General features: G+C 58.4%; 19 protein-coding genes, 1 tRNA gene and 1 pseudogene. 8 read left to right on the forward strand and 13 right to left on the reverse strand.

Features of this window, described 5'->3' with window-relative positions; genetic code table 11:
* The 6 genes from SynRS9909_RS04960 to SynRS9909_RS04985 form a co-directional block, all read right to left on the reverse strand.
* Positions 1-291: a hypothetical protein gene (locus SynRS9909_RS04960; RefSeq protein WP_007100151.1), complete on the reverse strand. Its 291-nt coding sequence runs from the start codon at positions 289-291 to the stop codon at positions 1-3.
* Positions 292-387: 96 nt separating this feature from the next.
* Positions 388-1908: a carotenoid isomerase gene (gene crtH / locus SynRS9909_RS04965; RefSeq protein WP_038001473.1), complete on the reverse strand. Its 1521-nt coding sequence runs from the start codon at positions 1906-1908 to the stop codon at positions 388-390.
* Positions 1909-1934: 26 nt separating this feature from the next.
* Positions 1935-2891, reverse strand: a complete 957-nt coding sequence (locus tag SynRS9909_RS04970) for a cation transporter (protein WP_007100149.1) — start codon at positions 2889-2891, stop codon at positions 1935-1937.
* On the reverse strand, positions 2872-4251 hold the full coding sequence (gene trmFO / locus SynRS9909_RS04975; protein ID WP_007100148.1) for an FADH(2)-oxidizing methylenetetrahydrofolate--tRNA-(uracil(54)-C(5))-methyltransferase TrmFO: 1380 nt from the start codon (positions 4249-4251) through the stop codon (positions 2872-2874). Before trmFO ends, SynRS9909_RS04970 begins: the two co-directional genes overlap by 20 nt.
* A gap of 48 nt (positions 4252-4299) precedes the next feature.
* Entirely contained in the window at positions 4300-4422 is a 123-nt protein-coding gene (locus SynRS9909_RS04980) for a photosystem II protein Y (RefSeq protein WP_007100147.1), read from the reverse strand.
* Between the two features lie 27 nt (positions 4423-4449).
* The gene (locus tag SynRS9909_RS04985) at positions 4450-5025 is read right to left on the reverse strand and encodes a gamma carbonic anhydrase family protein (protein WP_007100146.1); all 576 of its coding nucleotides are present in this window, start codon (positions 5023-5025) and stop codon (positions 4450-4452) included.
* 83 nt (positions 5026-5108) lie between these two features.
* Here SynRS9909_RS04985 and SynRS9909_RS04990 point away from each other — a divergent pair.
* The 3 genes from SynRS9909_RS04990 (at position 5109) to SynRS9909_RS05000 (ending at position 5785) form a co-directional block, all read left to right on the forward strand.
* A tRNA-Lys gene (locus SynRS9909_RS04990) sits at positions 5109-5180 on the forward strand.
* A 93-nt stretch (positions 5181-5273) separates the two neighbouring features.
* Complete coding sequence (locus SynRS9909_RS04995) at positions 5274-5585, forward strand: Rad52/Rad22 family DNA repair protein (protein WP_007100145.1); 312 nt, start codon at positions 5274-5276, stop codon at positions 5583-5585.
* 41 nt (positions 5586-5626) lie between these two features.
* A complete protein-coding gene (locus SynRS9909_RS05000; RefSeq protein WP_255479234.1) occupies positions 5627-5785 on the forward strand; it encodes a nucleotidyltransferase family protein in 159 nt (52 codons plus the stop codon).
* 89 nt (positions 5786-5874) lie between these two features.
* Here SynRS9909_RS05000 and SynRS9909_RS13930 read toward each other — a convergent pair whose 3' ends face one another.
* Positions 5875-6096, reverse strand: coding sequence for a hypothetical protein (locus SynRS9909_RS13930; protein ID WP_240307703.1), 222 nt, complete (start codon positions 6094-6096; stop codon positions 5875-5877).
* A 64-nt stretch (positions 6097-6160) separates the two neighbouring features.
* A pseudogene (locus tag SynRS9909_RS14170) lies at positions 6161-6292 on the reverse strand (Nif11-like leader peptide family natural product precursor); the annotation flags it as partial.
* A gap of 477 nt (positions 6293-6769) precedes the next feature.
* On the opposite strand from SynRS9909_RS14170, the gene SynRS9909_RS05010 reads away from it, so the two are divergent.
* Positions 6770-7273 carry a DoxX family protein gene (locus SynRS9909_RS05010; protein WP_038001469.1) on the forward strand — a complete coding sequence of 168 codons (504 nt, stop codon included), beginning with the start codon at positions 6770-6772 and terminating at the stop codon, positions 7271-7273.
* Between the two features lie 84 nt (positions 7274-7357).
* On the opposite strand, the gene SynRS9909_RS05015 is transcribed toward SynRS9909_RS05010, so the two are convergent.
* The 5 genes from SynRS9909_RS05015 to SynRS9909_RS05035 form a co-directional block, all read right to left on the reverse strand.
* Complete coding sequence (locus SynRS9909_RS05015) at positions 7358-8209, reverse strand: alpha/beta fold hydrolase (RefSeq protein WP_205407505.1); 852 nt, start codon at positions 8207-8209, stop codon at positions 7358-7360.
* Positions 8206-8925, reverse strand: coding sequence for a 1-acyl-sn-glycerol-3-phosphate acyltransferase (locus SynRS9909_RS05020; protein WP_007100140.1), 720 nt, complete (start codon positions 8923-8925; stop codon positions 8206-8208). The genes SynRS9909_RS05015 and SynRS9909_RS05020 overlap by 4 nt, the downstream gene beginning before the upstream one ends.
* Positions 8926-9410: 485 nt before the next feature.
* The gene (locus SynRS9909_RS05025; RefSeq protein ID WP_050752433.1) at positions 9411-10547 is read right to left on the reverse strand and encodes a type III polyketide synthase; all 1137 of its coding nucleotides are present in this window, start codon (positions 10545-10547) and stop codon (positions 9411-9413) included.
* Positions 10538-11686: an NAD(P)/FAD-dependent oxidoreductase gene (locus SynRS9909_RS05030; RefSeq protein ID WP_007100138.1), complete on the reverse strand. Its 1149-nt coding sequence runs from the start codon at positions 11684-11686 to the stop codon at positions 10538-10540. The genes SynRS9909_RS05025 and SynRS9909_RS05030 overlap by 10 nt, the downstream gene beginning before the upstream one ends.
* Positions 11686-12405, reverse strand: a complete 720-nt coding sequence (locus tag SynRS9909_RS05035; RefSeq protein WP_007100137.1) for a class I SAM-dependent methyltransferase — start codon at positions 12403-12405, stop codon at positions 11686-11688. Before SynRS9909_RS05035 ends, SynRS9909_RS05030 begins: the two co-directional genes overlap by 1 nt.
* Positions 12406-12604: 199 nt before the next feature.
* Here SynRS9909_RS05035 and SynRS9909_RS05040 point away from each other — a divergent pair, with 199 nt between their 5' ends.
* The 4 genes from SynRS9909_RS05040 to SynRS9909_RS05055 all read left to right on the forward strand — a co-directional run bounded on the left by SynRS9909_RS05040 (position 12605) and on the right by SynRS9909_RS05055 (position 15842).
* Complete coding sequence (locus SynRS9909_RS05040) at positions 12605-13576, forward strand: orange carotenoid-binding protein (protein WP_007100136.1); 972 nt, start codon at positions 12605-12607, stop codon at positions 13574-13576.
* Entirely contained in the window at positions 13566-14303 is a 738-nt protein-coding gene (locus SynRS9909_RS05045; RefSeq protein WP_007100135.1) for a beta-carotene ketolase, read from the forward strand. The genes SynRS9909_RS05040 and SynRS9909_RS05045 overlap by 11 nt, the downstream gene beginning before the upstream one ends.
* A gap of 33 nt (positions 14304-14336) precedes the next feature.
* On the forward strand, positions 14337-14657 hold the full coding sequence (locus SynRS9909_RS05050) for a hypothetical protein (protein WP_007100134.1): 321 nt from the start codon (positions 14337-14339) through the stop codon (positions 14655-14657).
* Between the two features lie 141 nt (positions 14658-14798).
* Positions 14799-15842: a PstS family phosphate ABC transporter substrate-binding protein gene (locus SynRS9909_RS05055; protein WP_071933933.1), complete on the forward strand. Its 1044-nt coding sequence runs from the start codon at positions 14799-14801 to the stop codon at positions 15840-15842.
* The last annotated feature ends 13 nt before the right edge of the window (positions 15843-15855 follow it).

The raw sequence follows: 15855 nt of genomic DNA on the forward strand, positions 1-15855 counted from the left end.
TCAGCGGTCGTCGGCGGAACCGGGAAGCGGCTCGATCACATCACTGGGGCTGTAGCGGCCCTCGAACAGCTCGGCTTCGCGCCCTTTCCAGAATTCCCCCAGCCGCATCAGATCGGCATGGGCCTCCTGAATGCTGCGCAAATAGGCCTCCGGGCTCATCTCCTCCCGGGCTTCCTTGAGTTTCGCCAGCCGGAGCATCTGCAGCATCCAGGGTTTGCCAAGCTCACCCCGCTGCTCGATGTAGCGGGCCAGATCCGCTGCGCTCGGGGTGCTGTCGCTGGAGGCGGCCATGAAGCTACGCAAGACGCTTTGGAGTGACACCCTATGGAGAGGGGGATAGGCGCTGTGAGTGGGGAGTGTGGCCTCCGGCGTCTTGCCCTGGCCTGATCAGGCCGGCAACGCCCAGGGGTTCAGGCCCAGGTCGGCGCCGATGCGGTGGGCGCAGGCAAAGCCGCTGAAGGCCACCGCATTGAGCCCCTGGCCCGGGAAGCAGGAATCGCCCACGCAGTAGAGGTGGTTCACGCCGGTGCGGTTGAAGGGCATCGGCAGCAGGCCGGGGAGGCGCAGCGCCGGGATCGGGCCGTAGCTGCCGCCCATGCGGCCAAGGAAGCGGCGGTGGGTGCGGGGGGTGCCGATCTCCTGGTGGCGGATCGCGGCGCCGAGGCCGGGGAGGATCGCTTCGAGCCGCTGCACCAGTCGTGCGGCGTCGGCGCTTTTCTTGGCTTTGTAGTCCACAGGGCTGAGCTTGGTCCAGGTCTGGATGTCGCTGGGGGTGAAGGTGTGCACGATGTGCCGCCCTTCCGGCGCCAGGGAGGGATCGAGCAGCGTGGGGATCGACACGAAAATCACCCCCTGCTCGCTCTCCATCTCGGCCCAGTTGTCGAGCAGCAGGTGGTGGCAGTGGAAGCCCTCGGGGATCACGGAGGCCTCCACGCCCAAATGCAGCGAGAGGAAGGAGGGGGAGGGCTTGTAGCGGCGGCGCCAGGTGGTTTCGGCTTTGGGGGTGTGGGCGGCATCCACCAGCCCACCAAAGGTGTCCCAGCGGGTGGCGTTGCTCACGACGCGGCGGCCACGGATTTCCTCGCCATCGGCCAATCGCACGCCCACGGCCTGGCCGTTCTCAATCAGCACCTTGGTGACGCGTGCCTTGTAGCGGATTGTGCCGCCATGGCTCTCGAGGCCCGCCACCAGCTTCTCGGCGATCACGCCAACGCCTCCTTTGGGGTAGTTGATGCCGCCGGCATGGCGATCGGAGAACACCATCCCCGCATTGATCATCGGCGTCAGGTCTGCGGGCATCACGCTCCAGCAGAAGCACTCCATATCGATCAGCTTGAGCAGCTGTTCGTCGTGGATGTGCTTGCGCGCCACATCGCCCACGTTGAAGGGCAGCCAGCGGGCCAGCCCCAGACACGCCAATGGCGCTTTGAAAAACACCTTCGTGAGATAGGCCGGGTCTTCGAGCGAGAGCAGCGGCATCGCATCGAGGCAGTTGAACACCTGCCAACAGGTGTCGTAGAAGACGCGGATACCCTTCGCTTCGTGGGGGAAGAGGGCTGAGAGCTGCGCGATGAAGGCCTCGTAGTCGCGGTCCACCGCCACGTTGAGCCCGCCGGGCAGGTGGTATTCGAGCTGGGCCGGATCGGGCACCGTGTCGCAGTGCTGGCCCACATCGGCCAGGGCGCGGGTGAGCAGGTTGGTGTGGCCCTTGTCTCCGAACCCGAAGATCATCGAGGCGCCCACATCAAAGGTGTAGCCCTCGCGCCGGAAGCTGCCGCCCGAGCCCCCGGGGATCAGGTAGCGCTCCAGCACCAGCGTTTTGGCGCCCTTGGCGGCCAGCTGCGAGGCGGTCACCAGGCCGCCGATGCCCGAGCCGATCACGATCACGTCCCAGTCAGGCTTTGGCACGGACACCCGTCAATCAGGCCTGAACCCTACGAGGTGCCGGAGGCTCCGAAGGGTGGTGTGGCCGTGAGGATCACTTCCGATCGCACAGGCATGCGCAGGAGCTCGCGGCAGCGTTCTTCGATCCGATCGCGGATCAGATCGATGGCGGCGCCATCCATGGGTTGGTTTGGATTCAGATACACCACAACGAAGGCGGTCCGCCCCACCTGCATCACGGTGAGGTCGAGCAGCCAGCAGGAGAGTCCGGCCAGAAGATCCGTCAGGGCCAGGCGGGTGCTGTGAATCATTTCCCCTTCCGCAGACGCACCGGCGGCCTGGCCCAGAGCGGTGAGGAAGGCTTGCAACGGTTCGCGCAAGACCACCAGGCTCACTATCAGCACCAGCAAGGCGTCGGTGATCGGTCCGAGCCCAGCCAGAGCGGTGCCGCTGAGCAGGGGTGAGGCGAGCAGGGCGAGCCCGGTCAGACCGCTGATCAGGCCATCGACGCGGGCCGCTTTCGCTTCGGTGAGCAGCAGCTGGGATTGGCTGCCGGTGCGTTGCCAGTCGTGGTGGTGACGCCAGGCGAGCCCCCAGCAGATCGCCACCATCGCGCCGGAATACAGCGCCACAGGGCAGAGGCTCACCGGTGCGATCGCCTTGCCATTGGCGTAGTCGATGATCGTGCTCAGGGCGGTGATCGCCGCAAAGCTGAGCACACCCACGAGAACCAGGGAGCGGAACAGCACATAAAGAGCTTCCTGGCCGTCGTAGCCGTAGGGGTAGGCGCGATCGGGGGGACGCACCACATTGCAGCTGATCTTTGCCGCCACCAGCCCAGAGCCCACCATGACGGCCGAATAAAGGCCATCGAGCAGCAGGGCTGTGGAACCGGAGAGTAGATGCACCCAGATGCCGGCCAGGGCCATCAGGGCACTGGCGAGCACGCCGATCTGCAGGGATTGCCTTTCGATCCGTCGGGCGTGGCTAGCCCGTGCAGGCGACATGGGATGGCGACCTTTTCTCTGTTGCTAGCAACAGATCCGCCAGGGCCCGATCCCGATAGGCGCCATAACGGCGTCGCTTATCGCGAATGCGCTCGGGCAGCTCCGGCAGCAGGCCGAAGTTGGGGGGCATCGGCTGGAACTTCTCGCTCGGGGCTTCGGCGATGAAGTGGGTGAGGGCGCCGATCATCGAGGTGGCCGGTAGCTGCAGCGGCTCCTGGCCAAGAGCCAGCCGAGCGGCGTTGGTGCCGGCCAGCCAGCCGCCAGCCACCGCCGCCGCGTAGCCCTCGGTGCCAGTGATCTGCCCCGCCGCGAGCAGCGTGGGCCGCTGGCGAAACTGCAGCGTGGCATCGAGCAGCTGCGGCGCCTCGAGGAAGGTGTTGCGGTGCATCACCCCGAAGCGCACGAATTCGGCGTTCTCCAGGCCCGGGATCAGCCGCAGCACGCGCTTCTGCTCGCCCCATTTGAGGTTGGTCTGGAAGCCCACCAGGTTCCAGAGGCGGCCGTCTTTGTCTTCCTGGCGCAGTTGCACCACCGCATAGGCCCGCTTGGCGCGGCGCACATCGCGGTCGTTCACATCGCCCCAGCGGGGATCCCAGAGGCCGATCGGCTTGAGCGGCCCGTAGCGCATTGTGTCTTCGCCGCGGCGGGCGAGCTCTTCGATTGGCAGGCAGCCCTCGAAGAAGGTGGCGTTCTCCTTTTCGAAATCCTTGAGTTCGGCCTGTTCGGCCGTCAGCAGCGCTTCGCGGAAGGCGAGGAACTGCTCTTTGTTCATCGGGCAGTTGATGTAGTCGGCGTCGCCCTTGTCGTAGCGGGAGGCGCGGAAGGCCACGGATAGATCAATGCTCTCGCCTTCCACGATCGGGCTGGCGGCATCGAAGAAGTGGCAGTCGGCCCGGCCGGTGAAGGCGCGCAGCTGCTCGGCGAGCGGTTCGCTGGTGAGCGGGCCGGTGGCGAGCACGGCGATGTCGCCGGCGCCAGGTAGTTCGGTCTGCTCGCGGCGCTCCACCGTCACCAGCGGGTGCTGCTCGAGGGCTGCGGTGAGGGCGGCGCTGTAGCGGCCGCGATCCACCGCCAGGGCACCGCCGGCGGGCACGGCGTGCGCATCGGCGGTGCGGATCACCAGTGAGCCCAGGCGGCGCAGTTCCTCTTGCAGCAAGCCAGCGGCGCGGTCGCTGCTCAGCGCCCCGAAACTGTTACTGCACACCAGCTCGGCGAATTCGCTGCTGTGGTGGGCCGGTGAACGGCGCACGGGACGCATCTCCACCAGGCGCACCGGTACCCCCGCGCTGGCGATCTGCCAGGCGGCTTCGGTGCCGGCCAGGCCGGCGCCGATCACGACGACAGGGGCGTCCTGGTTCAAAGACCTGAATCAGTGGTGATTCTTCACCCTATCGATCAGGCCAGGAGTTCAGGCGCGGCTGCGCTTGAGCATCAGTTGAAGTTGCCCCAAGGCGGCGCGACCAATGTTGAAGCCTGCCCAGCCCAGTGCCAGAAGAATGGGTGATGCCACGAGGACAAGCCGGAGATCCATGGGTCCGATCAGATGATGCAGCTGATCTTAAGGACAGCTTGGTGAGTGAGTGGGAAGGCTGGTGCTGACCGTTTGGTTTTGCAGCATTGCAGTGTTTTGGTCGCGCCACTGCGCGGCCAGGGCGGCGTAGTGGTGGGCGTGCTGCCGTTGCTCTTCGACGGCTGTCTCAGGGAGTTCCCGTTTCACCTGGGCCGGCACGCCTGCCACCAGGCTGCGGGGCGGAACGTCTTTGGTGACCACGGCTCCGGCGGCCACCAGGGCCCCCTCGCCAACGGTGACGCCATTGAGCACGATGGCGCCGATGCCGATCAAGCAACCGTTCTCGAGGGTGGCTCCGTGCACGACGGCGCGATGGCCGATCGTCACGTCCTCGCCGATCTGCACCGGTGCGCCTGGATCGCCATGAAGCACGGCCCCGTCCTGAACGTTGCTGCGGGCGCCGATGCGGATAGCGGCCATGTCACCGCGGGCGACTGCCATGGGCCAAAGACTGGCGCCAGCGGCGATCTCCACATCGCCCATCACCACAGCCGAGGCGGCAACCCAGGCCTGGGGATCAACGCGTGGTTGCCCCCAGTGCGAAGAGATGGCTGTGTCCGGCATGAATTCAACGCGTCGACCAGCCCAGTCTCCCGTCAGCCCCGGTGATAATCTCCATGGGTGCCAAACGGCATGCCCCAGCGGGCGGGTCGCTAGCTCAGCGGTAGAGCACTCGGCTTTTAACCGATTGGTCCTGAGTTCGAATCTCAGGCGACCCATTTCAGTTAACACCCGGATTCTGGGCTAAAATCCTTGCCTTTCAAGGGTTTTGGCCCCGTTAAAATCCTTGGGTGTGTGACTGACACCGCAGGGTGCGGATTGTCGTGATTGCCGGGGAGCGCTGCTTGATCCGCGAGGGCTCCGGCGCCGGCCAGGGCATTGATCTGGATCAGGGCTTGGCGCATGAATCAGCCCTCAAGGAGGCCGAAACCGATGCGACCAAACGGGCGCTGATGAGCTTTGGCAACGCCTTTGGCCTGGCGCTCTACGACAAGCAGCAACGCCAGGCTCAAGCGACGGATGCCCAGCCCTCGCTGGCGGGACTGGTCACCACGACCGCGCACCAGCGCTGGATTGAGGGGGTTTTGGCGGAGGCGATCGATCCCAGCAGAATGGCTTCATGACTGCCTTAAGTGCTCCATCAATTGATCAGCGGCTGCCAGCGATGGCAGATTTGATCCACCAGGCCATCCCTGGCAGTGAGGTGAGGCTGTTCGGTTCCAGGGCCCGCGGCCAGGCCGGGCCTGATTCCGACATCGATCTGCTGATCACCGCAGGCCGCGTCCCTTTTCGAGGTGTAAATCCCGAGGCCCGATTGCCCTGATTTGAGAGTGAACAGAGCTCGTCCTGCTACAGCCACACGGCGCCTCCTAACAATGTGATCTGCTGAGCGTTGTGTGCGCGTCTGGAAGCTCAGGCGGCGAGCAGCTCCAGCAACCGACCTGAGTCATCGACCAGGCGGTGACGTTCGCCGCTGGATTCAGCCCGGCGCATGGCGATGCGATAGGCGTCGGCCTGGTTCTGCTTGGTTTGAAGGTGCTGCCAGCGGCCATGCTGGTCCTGCCATTCGATCTTGATTGTCACAAGGGTCGGTGCGACGGGGTGGGTTGAAAAACTCTTTGCGCCACGCGTCACCTCGGCCATGCCAAGGGTAAAAGCAAGCTAGTAAATGCCTGGAGTGCTTGAACAGCTCCTCTGTGGATAGTGTCAAGCCGCACGACTGCGCGATCTCAGCGATTTGCTCCGGTGATGTGCATGTTCTGATTCTCTCTTGTAACGTCAGGCTGCAAGCGGAGCGGTAGATAAACTCCACGAAATCTTCTGAAACCATTCAGTCGAGATCGGCCACCTCTCTGAGGCTAACAACTGCATCGCGGGAGACACAATACTCAGCAATGATTATGCAGGAACTGCAATGAGTCGGGGCTTCTCCAGTGGCAATCACCCGATACCCTCCGCCTTGACGCCAATATCGGGCACGCCGGATTCCTTGTTAATTTTCTCCGTCCATTTGGTTCTCACCATCCTGTGACCCTTGAGAACCTGACGCCTGCAGAGAGCTCCACCACCAGCTCGAGTGCGCGGGGTGGGAGTGGCGCAGGTTCTGATCCACCTGCTCCTGCATCTGATCAGCTGTGGTCATGCCAGCAGAACGCAAGGTTTCTTCAGCAACCTTGATAAGCAGCGCTGGGGAGCGTGGAGCCGAAAGCTGCTTGGGTATTTTTACCTAATACGCATCAACATCGAGACGCAGCTCGCGGTTGACAGCCGGATGCCCTTAAGTTTTGTAAAGCAATTCTGGTCTGCGATGCTTCGCGTCGTCCTTTCGAAACCATTCCTTCTTGATTTCGGGCTGCTGGTGTTAAGGGTGTTCACAGGAACACTCTTGATTCATCATGGCTACGAAAAACTTGCCAATATCGAGAATTTCGCCGACGCCTTTGTCCGCCCTTTGCATCTGCCATTCCCGATTGCGCTGTCTTACATCGCTGCATTCTCTGAAATCGTCGGTAGCTGGCTCTTGATTCTTGGTTTGTTCACACGATTCGGCGCCCTCGCCATTCTGGGCACAATCAGCGTTGCCATCTATCATGCCATCGCTATCAACGGCTTCAACATCTATTTGTTGGAGCTGCTTGGCCTTTACTTTGGAGCTGCGGCTGTCATACTCACAGCAGGTCCGGGACGCTTCGCTCTCGATGAGCTCATCTTGAGGCGTTTCGCCCCCGATCTCGTCGCCCAGCAATCCCGATTGGAAACCTCACTAGCTGCTAGTGCTGGAATTGATTCAGACCTGTCGGGCGTTGCGTGAAAAAATCAATACCTCCCAATCGCCTTCAAGCTCAGACTTTGTCTTGTTGACTCTTGAAACGACTGCGGCGGGTGATCCGTACGGTCAGAGCACCAGGTTCATGGGTTGCACCACAACCGGCAAGCACGACAAAGAACGATTAGACCCCTCGGCCTGCAACTTGAGGATGTCCAATAAGTTGACTTGACTTTCCAAAAGGCAAGCATGCCCGCTTTGGGGAAGTACAAAGGTTCTTGCCCCAGGAAGATAACGCGTCAATCGAGACGCTTCGCTCCTTGAAGGGAGAAGACGATCCGCACCAGATACCATGATCAACGTTGATTGGTGTGCACGATCAACTGCAAAGTCATCGACATCAAACTGCTTCAACAATGACAGCCTCCAGGCGGCAGTCTCAGGACCGACAGATTGCATGGCGGACAACAATCGTCGCTTCATGGACTTGCGAACCCGATGGGATGCAATCAAAAGATCGCAGAGGCCAAGTGTTGAAAGATTATAAAGCGGAACTGGCAACAATTTTGTTATTGCACTACAAGGATGAATCCAAAGCTGATTCCGTGCAGATGAAGCGGGATTCACCAAGATCAGTTGATCACACAAATCTGGGAATCGAAAAATCAAACTCAGAGCAAGACAACCTCCAAATGACTCGCCACAAATGATGGTCATCTGGCCAGGGTTTCGATCCTGTTCCATCTTGATCAGAGTGGCCGTTCGTTCTGTTAGTTCACCCCATCCTGAGCGATCGCTTGGAGACATGGAGAGACATCGGACATTAAAATTCTGATCCAGTCCGTCACGTTGTGCCTGCAGAGAAAGGCCTGTGCCATCCATGCCCGGCAAGAAAACAAACAATGGCCGAGGTGATGTCACCTGCGTCAAAGCAATCAGCCGCAAAGAATCATACGGGTTAGCCATTAGCGAAAGGCTCAACAGTAATCATGAGATAAAAAATCAGCAATCTGATTCTGACAATTTTCGGTGATCTCCCTCACGACAGCAGCGCTATTGCGTCCTCTATACTGAGATCTCAACCCCTTGTCAATCAACAGAGGTTTGCCAATGGCAATGTCGACATGACGATAAATAACCGCTGAATGCCAGCCCTCATTTTGAAATAGAACTTCTGAAGGATCGAAATAGCGAAACCATTGTAACGGTGCAAGTCGCCCCAGTTTTTCATCCCTTGAGGCAATGGCAACTGGAAGAACCGCCAGGTCGTCAACGGGAGCCTTGAGAGCGAGGTGTGCAAAGCCTCTGTGAAATGGGCTCAGATGATGCGATGGCTTGACATTCACCATCGGAGCAGCGCCTTCTGGGAACACACCGACCAACTGATTGGATTGCAAAATATTTATTGACTGACGGAAAAATGATGCCTGGCATTGACGTCCTGACTCAAGCGGAAACGCTCCCATCAACATGGTGGCTTGATGCAGAACTGGCACTTGGCTCATGTAATAGTGGCAAGCAAATCTCACAGGACGGCCGATTGCACACATTAACAAGGGCGCATCGAACAGGCTGCGATGATTGCTGACAACCAAGAGACGATTATCGGGAATACGGTCAAGGTGGTGATAGGACGTCGATATACCAGCGACGCCAAGCAAACTTTGTGAAATTCTTAGAGGAATACTAGGTCGCATGGTTACAATCCTTCAGATGTCCTCATGACGGATGAAACGGAAGTTGGACACGTCAAATCTGCAGACCGGAGAATTTATCCATGACGAAAGATATCTCAACCATGGTTCGAGATGTCATGCGAATTGTCGTTATCGATTCAAATTCGGGGCGACTCGACATCCCAAATGAATCTGACCCTCATCCAGCAACCGTCCAAGTCTCTGCATCGCTGCTTGTTCGGATCTTGAGAAAGGACCCTGTTGGAGAATCAGCTAAGTCCGATCTGTTGCAGAATGCTTTGGCCAGTCAACAACTCCGTAGCCAGAAAGGTGTCTGCAAGAGGAACAAAGCCGAAGCGGGGAGTGGGATCAGCCATTGGGGAAGCGAAGCTTGGATCTACTGTAACGGTATGTGAAGTGATTGTTGCGAGGGCGGTTTCCCGCACAAGGAAGCCCAAAGTCGTCCGTCCGCCAATCAACCTTGGCACAGCCACTCCTGAAACTCCTCAAGTAGCGCAGCGCTGCTCCAATGGTTGCGTTGTTTCATCGCGCCCGGCAGTGAGATGGAACAGAGCAACTTCAGCGCAGAGACCTGGACCGAAAGCCAACGCCAGACAGGGGCCAGGACTGGAGGATTGGCGCAGGCGCTCGAGAATGAACAGGATCGTGGCGCTCGACATGTTGCCGTGGTCATGCAGCACAGCTTGGGAACAATCAAGCTGATAAGGCTTCAGTCCCAACGCTTCGCCACAGGCCGACAGTATGCGAGGCCCACCGGGGTGCATGGCCCAGCTCGTGATCGAGGCGGGATCGAGGCCCCATGGGCTCAACCAATCATTCAGCCAGGGACGTAGGACATTGGCCACGGTTTGCGGAACCCGTGGCGACAGGCCCATGGAGAAACCATGATCCGCGATCTGCCAATGCATCAGATCTGCGGATCCGGGAATCACGGTGGACCCGCTGGCCTCGAGACGCAGAGCGGCATTGCAACCAGGTGGTTGAACAGATGCCACCACGGCGGCAGCCCCGTCGGCGAACAGGGCATTGGCCACCACTTGCTCCCTATCAGCACCGTATTGGAGATGAAGGCTGCAGAGTTCCACGCAACACAGCAACACCACGGCAGAGGCATCTGATTCCGCAAAGGCGCGGGCGACGCGCAGTCCATTGAGAGCTCCATGGCAGCCCATGAAACCAACATGAGTGCGCTGGACATCAGGCATCAGTCCCAGCTCTGCGATCAAAGCCAGGTCAACGCCGGGAGCGTCAAAGCCAGTGCAGCAGACCGTCACCAGATGGGTGATGGCTGAACCCGGAAGACCGGAGTCGGCAAGGGCAGCTCGCGAGGCCTTCAGGGCCAAAGCTGCGGCATGGTCACGAAAGGCCCGCATGCGCTCAGCAGTGGAAGGGCTTTCGGTCCCATAGAAGGGCACTCGGTCAAGAAATGAGGTTTCTCCCTGATCCTCAGAGATCAGGACACTGCCGCGGCTGCGCACACCACTGCGCTGGTGGATGCGTTGCAAGAGCGCCGATGGCGGACCCGCCGCTTCGCTGACGTGCTCCGACAGAACGATCGCCTCGTCAAGACTGACGCGGCCGGGTGGAACAGCCGTGCCCATGCCATGCAGCGTCAGAGACATGGGATCACCTCGACGGGCAACTGCACCTGATTCAGCCTGGCGACGATCCGCTCAGGCAACGCGGGCCATCGCCTGCAGAGACCGAACAGCCCCGCTGTGAGCATCGGACGACGCAGCACAGACGCGAGGGAGCGACAAACCCGCTGGCGGCGCAGAACCAATCCCTCGAGGTTTCGGTGCCAGCGTTGTTCGAGATCGAGCGACCAGTGGGCCTGGCCCTCGAGCACGAAGGGGGCGGCAGCAGCTCCGGCTGTGAGCGCCCATGCCATTCCCTCCCCGGTGAAGGGCTCGACATAACCGGCAGCATCGCCGATCAGTAAACAACGGGAGGTCGCAAGCGCGGGTGGCCGGCGTGTCAGCGCAGGGGTGAGCTGCCAGCGGGATCCGATCAGATCTGTCGGTAGCTCAAATCCAGCTGATTGGATCAAGGATCCGGCGGCGGCGGCTGCCCCGCCGTGGAGGCGGAGAAACGAGCGATCGAAAGCAGCCGCGAGGTTCAGAGCGCCATCCTCACGCCGAACAAGACCCACATATCCACCCGCACCCACCGCCATGTGAATCACGTTTTCGGCATAAGCCTTCGCCCGCTCGGTAAGGACACAGCCAGCGCCAATCCGCGATGCACCGGTGTTGGTGTCCCGGCGATGGTCGGGGATGCAGTGATTCACCAGACCCGCGGCCACCAGAACCACCCTGGCTTGCACCACCTCTGACGCTCCACCGGGGATGGACAGGAGCCGGACGGAGCGTGCGCTGGGTCCCGCCTCCTCCAGAAGAGCACGCGTTTGAAAGCGAACCGTCGCACCGGCCTGTGAGGCGGCCTCCATCAGAGCCTGATCGAAACGCTCACGGGAGAGAACCCAGCCTCCGGGTAGAGACAGAAGCGCGGACTGACCCTTGAGGCCGATGTGCAGTCGCTCCAACGGAACGGCACCAGCCCGTTGCATCAGATCACCTTGATCGACAGCATCCAGAACCGCCTGAGCCTGGGCGTTGAAACAACAGCCACACACCTTCCAACGCGGAAAGGCACGCTGCTCCACCACAAGAACGCGCAATCCCCTTCGAGCGCAGTCGAGAGCGGCCAACCCACCGGCAACGCCAGCACCGATCACCACCACATCCCAGATCGTCGCCATCAGGAGAACGGAGACCAGATCAAGCGCTGCCGCTCTGGCCAGAACGGCACAAGTTCAGCTGTTGTGAGGCCCGCTTCTGCCGCCAGACGTCGCAGCTCTGCTGGCGTGAAAGCGGCCCGAACGGAAAGAGGGCCATCGGTGTGCACCACCCAGGATCGACTCAGTAGACGCGTTCCGCACCAGGCGAGCCCATAACCCAGTCTGCTGCGAATCAGATCATCCACTACCACAAGTCGCCGCGCCCTGGCCGCCATCACCCGCAACAGCGTCACCACATCAGCGTCGTCGAGATGGTGGGCAAACAAAGTGCAGAACACCACATCAACGCGCTCTGGTCCTGGATCCTCGAGTGCATCGGCAACAAAGAACTCAACCGCTGATCCCCTCCGGAGAGCGTTACTGCGCGCGATGCGGATCGCCTCTGGATTCAGGTCGCAGGCACGGATCGAGAGCTGCAAACCTCTCCGACGGGCCATCCAATCCAGGTCGATGGCCGTATCACCACCACCACACGCCAGCTCCAGAACACTGAGTGGTGCCTGTGTCTCGCTTGAAGGCAGGCTGAGAAGCGCTGAGAACACGCCAGTAGAACTGCGGCTGAGCGCATTGATCAGCCGCAGTCCCTGAAGTGCGCGATGGTGCTCAGCTGGATCCAAACCCGGCTGATCCATCACCTCAGGCTGCCGGTCGCGTCGCATCAAGGCCCGGCCCCAGCTCATTTCAGCCCCAGGCATTGCTTCTAAGCTAACCCCGCCGACCTGACTTGACCTTGGCAAGGCGGGAACCAGCGGACGGAAGAACTCGAGACCGCCTGCGGCGCAACGCATAACAAATGCAGCATCGACGCCGTGGCAAAAACGCCCAAAAAGGCCAGAGCAAGAAATAAAGTGTTACAGTCCAGTTCGTTGGAGTCTTCATATGTTCACGATCGAGAAAGCTCGGCAAATTTTTCCTGAGACGAGAACGGCTGATGCGGTTCCCGCTATCACAGCCCGTTACAAGCTCCTCAGCGCAGAAGATCAACTCGCTCTCATCTGGTTTGCCTATCTGGAAATGGGCCGAACCATCACGGTGGCAGCACCTGGAGCCGCACGGATGGCCCTGGCAAAACCAACCCTCGACGAAATCGAGGCGATGACTTTTGACGAGCAAACAAAAGTGATGTGTGATCTTGCCTCCAAGATCAACAGCCCGATTTCAAAGCGGTATGCCTATTGGTCAGTCAATGTGAAGCTCGGTTTCTGGTATGAGCTCGGCGAGCTCATGCGGCAAGGAAAAGTTGCCCCCATCCCCCAAGGATACAAACTCTCCGCCAATGCTTCCTCCGTCTTGGAAGCTGTCAAAAAAGTTGAACAAGGCCAGCAGATTACATTGCTGCGCAATTTCGTGGTCGACATGGGCTTCGATCCAAACATCGATGACGACAAAATCGTTGCTGAACCGATCGTCATTCCAACACCTGCAGAGGAACGTGAAACCATTACGATTCCTGGGGTGCTCAACCAAACAGTCTTGAGCTACATGCAACTGCTCAATGCCAATGATTTTGATCAACTTATTGAGCTTTTTCTTGAGGATGGCGCCCTGCAACCTCCATTTCAAAGACCAATTGTTGGTCGTGATGCCATTCTGAAATTTTTCAGGCGGGATTGCCAAAACCTTAAATTGATTCCTCGCGGCGGTTTTGGTGAGCCTGCAGAGGGTGGCTTCAATCAAATCAAAGTGACCGGGAAAGTCGAGACACCCTGGTTTGGACGTGAAGTCGGCATGAATGTTGCCTGGCGTTTTCTGCTTGATGAAAACAATAAAATCTATTTTGTTGCGATTGATCTCTTGGCATCTCCAGATGAGCTTCTAAAGCTGGGTGCAGACAAACTCAGTGGCAAGTAAATCGTTAGCTCATGATTTTAAGGGGCTAAGCCTGGCGGCAATCATTTTAGGTGCTTGGCTTTGTTCCCTTGCCTTCGGTCTCGAGCTTGAGTTGGGATCTTATCACCCGGTTCTAATTGCTCTCTTCGTAGCATTCAAGGCCTTTTTGCATACGGGTCTGTTCATTATTGCGCACGATTCGATGCACAACAGCCTGCTGGCTGGGAAGCCAGAGGCCAATCGAAGAATCGGAAGCCTCATGCTCTTTCTCTACGCCGGTCTTGAGTTTGATTTGTGCCAGCGTAATCACAAGCTTCATCACCAGTTTGCGGAAACAAAGAACGATCCCGATTTTTCACCAGACAACGGCGCCAGTATTGCCAGCTGGTACGTCCATTTTATTGGAAACTACATCCACCCCTCACAACTGATCAAGTTGATGATTGGCTGGTCGATGATCTATTGGCTTGCCAGCACGGTTAACGCGTCTCCATTTGATAATGTACTCACCTTTTGCGTGCTTCCACTTGTCTTGAGCTCTCTTCAGTTGTTCATTGTTGGCACCTGGTTGCCACATCGGCATGGCACCGATGCACCCAAAAGCCCAACACCGAGAAGCCTCTCTCTCAACCCAGTCGTGTCATTCGCGGCATGTTATCACTTTGGCTATCATCGTGAACATCACGAGTCTCCTGCCACTCCCTGGTTTGAGCTTCCGTGGCTTAATCTTGCCAACAAAGCAGCTTAAGTTCATTCAATCCTCTCGTTAACGCCAAATCTCATGTCGGCAACTGACTGGTCACAAGATGAAATAGTCGTTGCTCGTCATGCTTTCGAGCGAGGCAATCAGAAATCAATCGAGGTTCTCATTGCATCTCTTCAGGAACAAGTCAATTCGCTGAACACAGCAGAGTCAATCTGGAAACTTCATGATTTTCTCAGCACAGAGCGTTTTGATTATGAAGGCAGATCCGAATTTGATGACGCTAAAATCCTGTTCATCCTGGCCGACATGGTGAAGCGCAAATTAATTTCAAGGCAAGACCTTGTTGGCTTAAGCGACAAAAAAATAAGCAAAATTAAAGCCATGGCGATGTTTTGAAACCTGGGGTCAGTGCACGATTTCCCGCGGCAGCGCTGCTGACGCCCGTAGCAGCCCCCAACCCGCGACGACTTTTAAGTAAATTTTAAACATCAATCACAGTTGATCGGACTAGCTTGCAAGAGTCAGCTCCCGAACCCCATGGGTGTCAAGCATTCAGGCTGCCGCTCTCTATGGCTTGCCGTGCCCGCTCTCGCAGTCGTCGTAGCAGCCTGCACCGCCAAAGCGCCAACAACAGACACGATTCGGATCAGCGGTTCCAGCACAGTGTTTCCCGTGATCGAACGAGCCATCACGGCCTACCGCAAGACCAGAAACGGTAAGGATGTGAAGCTGGTGCTGAACGAAGTCGGAACAACCGGTGGCATCCGTGAGTTCTGCGCCGGCAAGATCCCGATCGCCAATGCCTCACGGCCGATCAACAGCAGTGAGTTGGCAACCTGCGCAGACAACGGAGTCACGTTTATCGAACTGCCGTTGGCCTTCGATGCCCTCAGCGTGGTGGTGAACAGCGACAATGACTGGGCCAAGAGTATCAGCACCAAAGAACTGGCACGCACATGGGGAAAACAAGCGGAAGGGAAGGTCACGACCTGGCGTGATATCAACCTGGATTGGCCTGATCGGCCATTGAAGCTGTGTGTACCTGGCACAGACTCCGGAACCTATGACTATTTCAATGAAGCGATTAATGGTAACAAAACAGACGCCAGGTCGGATGTACAAAGCAGCGAAGACGATAATGTGCTCGTGGAATGTGTTGCCAGCAATCCAGATGCCATGGCCTATTTTGGCTTTGCTTACTATCAAGCAAATAGACAGAAACTCAAGGCCCTCTCGATTATCGGAACAGAGGGAGAGTCTGTCCCCCCATCGGTAGAAACGGTACAGGACGGAACCTATAAGCCGCTGTCCAGGCCGCTGTTTATCTATGTGAACGATCAGCAGATGCGAAACAACAACGAGATTCGCAGATTTGTGGAGTACACGTTAAGCAATGGCCTGCGTTTCGTCGATGAAGCCGGCTATATTCCTCTCCCTGCAGACACCTATCGGATTGTCGAATCAAAACTCCATCGCCATATTCTCGGCACATCATTTGGTGGCGAACTGCCAGTGGGAGTCAGCTTCAGTGATTCTCTGAGAAGAAGTTTTGAGGAAACACGTAAACCTGAATTCCGCTGAATAACACCGTCGA

This window comes from Synechococcus sp. RS9909 (assembly GCF_014279595.1).
Taxonomy (GTDB): domain Bacteria; phylum Cyanobacteriota; class Cyanobacteriia; order PCC-6307; family Cyanobiaceae; genus Synechococcus_C.

What these genes read in the sequence shown, in the direction of transcription:
- SynRS9909_RS04960 (WP_007100151.1), bottom strand. Translation starts at nt 291, where the DNA reads ATGGCCGCCTCCAGCGACAGCACCCCGAGCGCAGCGGATCTGGCCCGC.
- SynRS9909_RS05000 (WP_255479234.1), top strand. Translation starts at nt 5,627, where the DNA reads ATGGCAGATTTGATCCACCAGGCCATCCCTGGCAGTGAGGTGAGGCTG.
- SynRS9909_RS05040 (WP_007100136.1), top strand. Translation starts at nt 12,605, where the DNA reads ATGTTCACGATCGAGAAAGCTCGGCAAATTTTTCCTGAGACGAGAACG.
- SynRS9909_RS05030 (WP_007100138.1), bottom strand. Translation starts at nt 11,686, where the DNA reads ATGGCGACGATCTGGGATGTGGTGGTGATCGGTGCTGGCGTTGCCGGT.
- SynRS9909_RS05055 (WP_071933933.1), top strand. Translation starts at nt 14,799, where the DNA reads ATGGGTGTCAAGCATTCAGGCTGCCGCTCTCTATGGCTTGCCGTGCCC.
- SynRS9909_RS04980 (WP_007100147.1), bottom strand. Translation starts at nt 4,422, where the DNA reads ATGGATCTCCGGCTTGTCCTCGTGGCATCACCCATTCTTCTGGCACTG.
- SynRS9909_RS04985 (WP_007100146.1), bottom strand. Translation starts at nt 5,025, where the DNA reads ATGCCGGACACAGCCATCTCTTCGCACTGGGGGCAACCACGCGTTGAT.
- SynRS9909_RS04970 (WP_007100149.1), bottom strand. Translation starts at nt 2,891, where the DNA reads ATGTCGCCTGCACGGGCTAGCCACGCCCGACGGATCGAAAGGCAATCC.
- SynRS9909_RS05035 (WP_007100137.1), bottom strand. Translation starts at nt 12,405, where the DNA reads ATGAGCTGGGGCCGGGCCTTGATGCGACGCGACCGGCAGCCTGAGGTG.
- SynRS9909_RS05010 (WP_038001469.1), top strand. Translation starts at nt 6,770, where the DNA reads ATGCTTCGCGTCGTCCTTTCGAAACCATTCCTTCTTGATTTCGGGCTG.
- SynRS9909_RS05025 (WP_050752433.1), bottom strand. Translation starts at nt 10,547, where the DNA reads ATGTCTCTGACGCTGCATGGCATGGGCACGGCTGTTCCACCCGGCCGC.
- SynRS9909_RS05050 (WP_007100134.1), top strand. Translation starts at nt 14,337, where the DNA reads ATGTCGGCAACTGACTGGTCACAAGATGAAATAGTCGTTGCTCGTCAT.
- SynRS9909_RS05020 (WP_007100140.1), bottom strand. Translation starts at nt 8,925, where the DNA reads ATGCGACCTAGTATTCCTCTAAGAATTTCACAAAGTTTGCTTGGCGTC.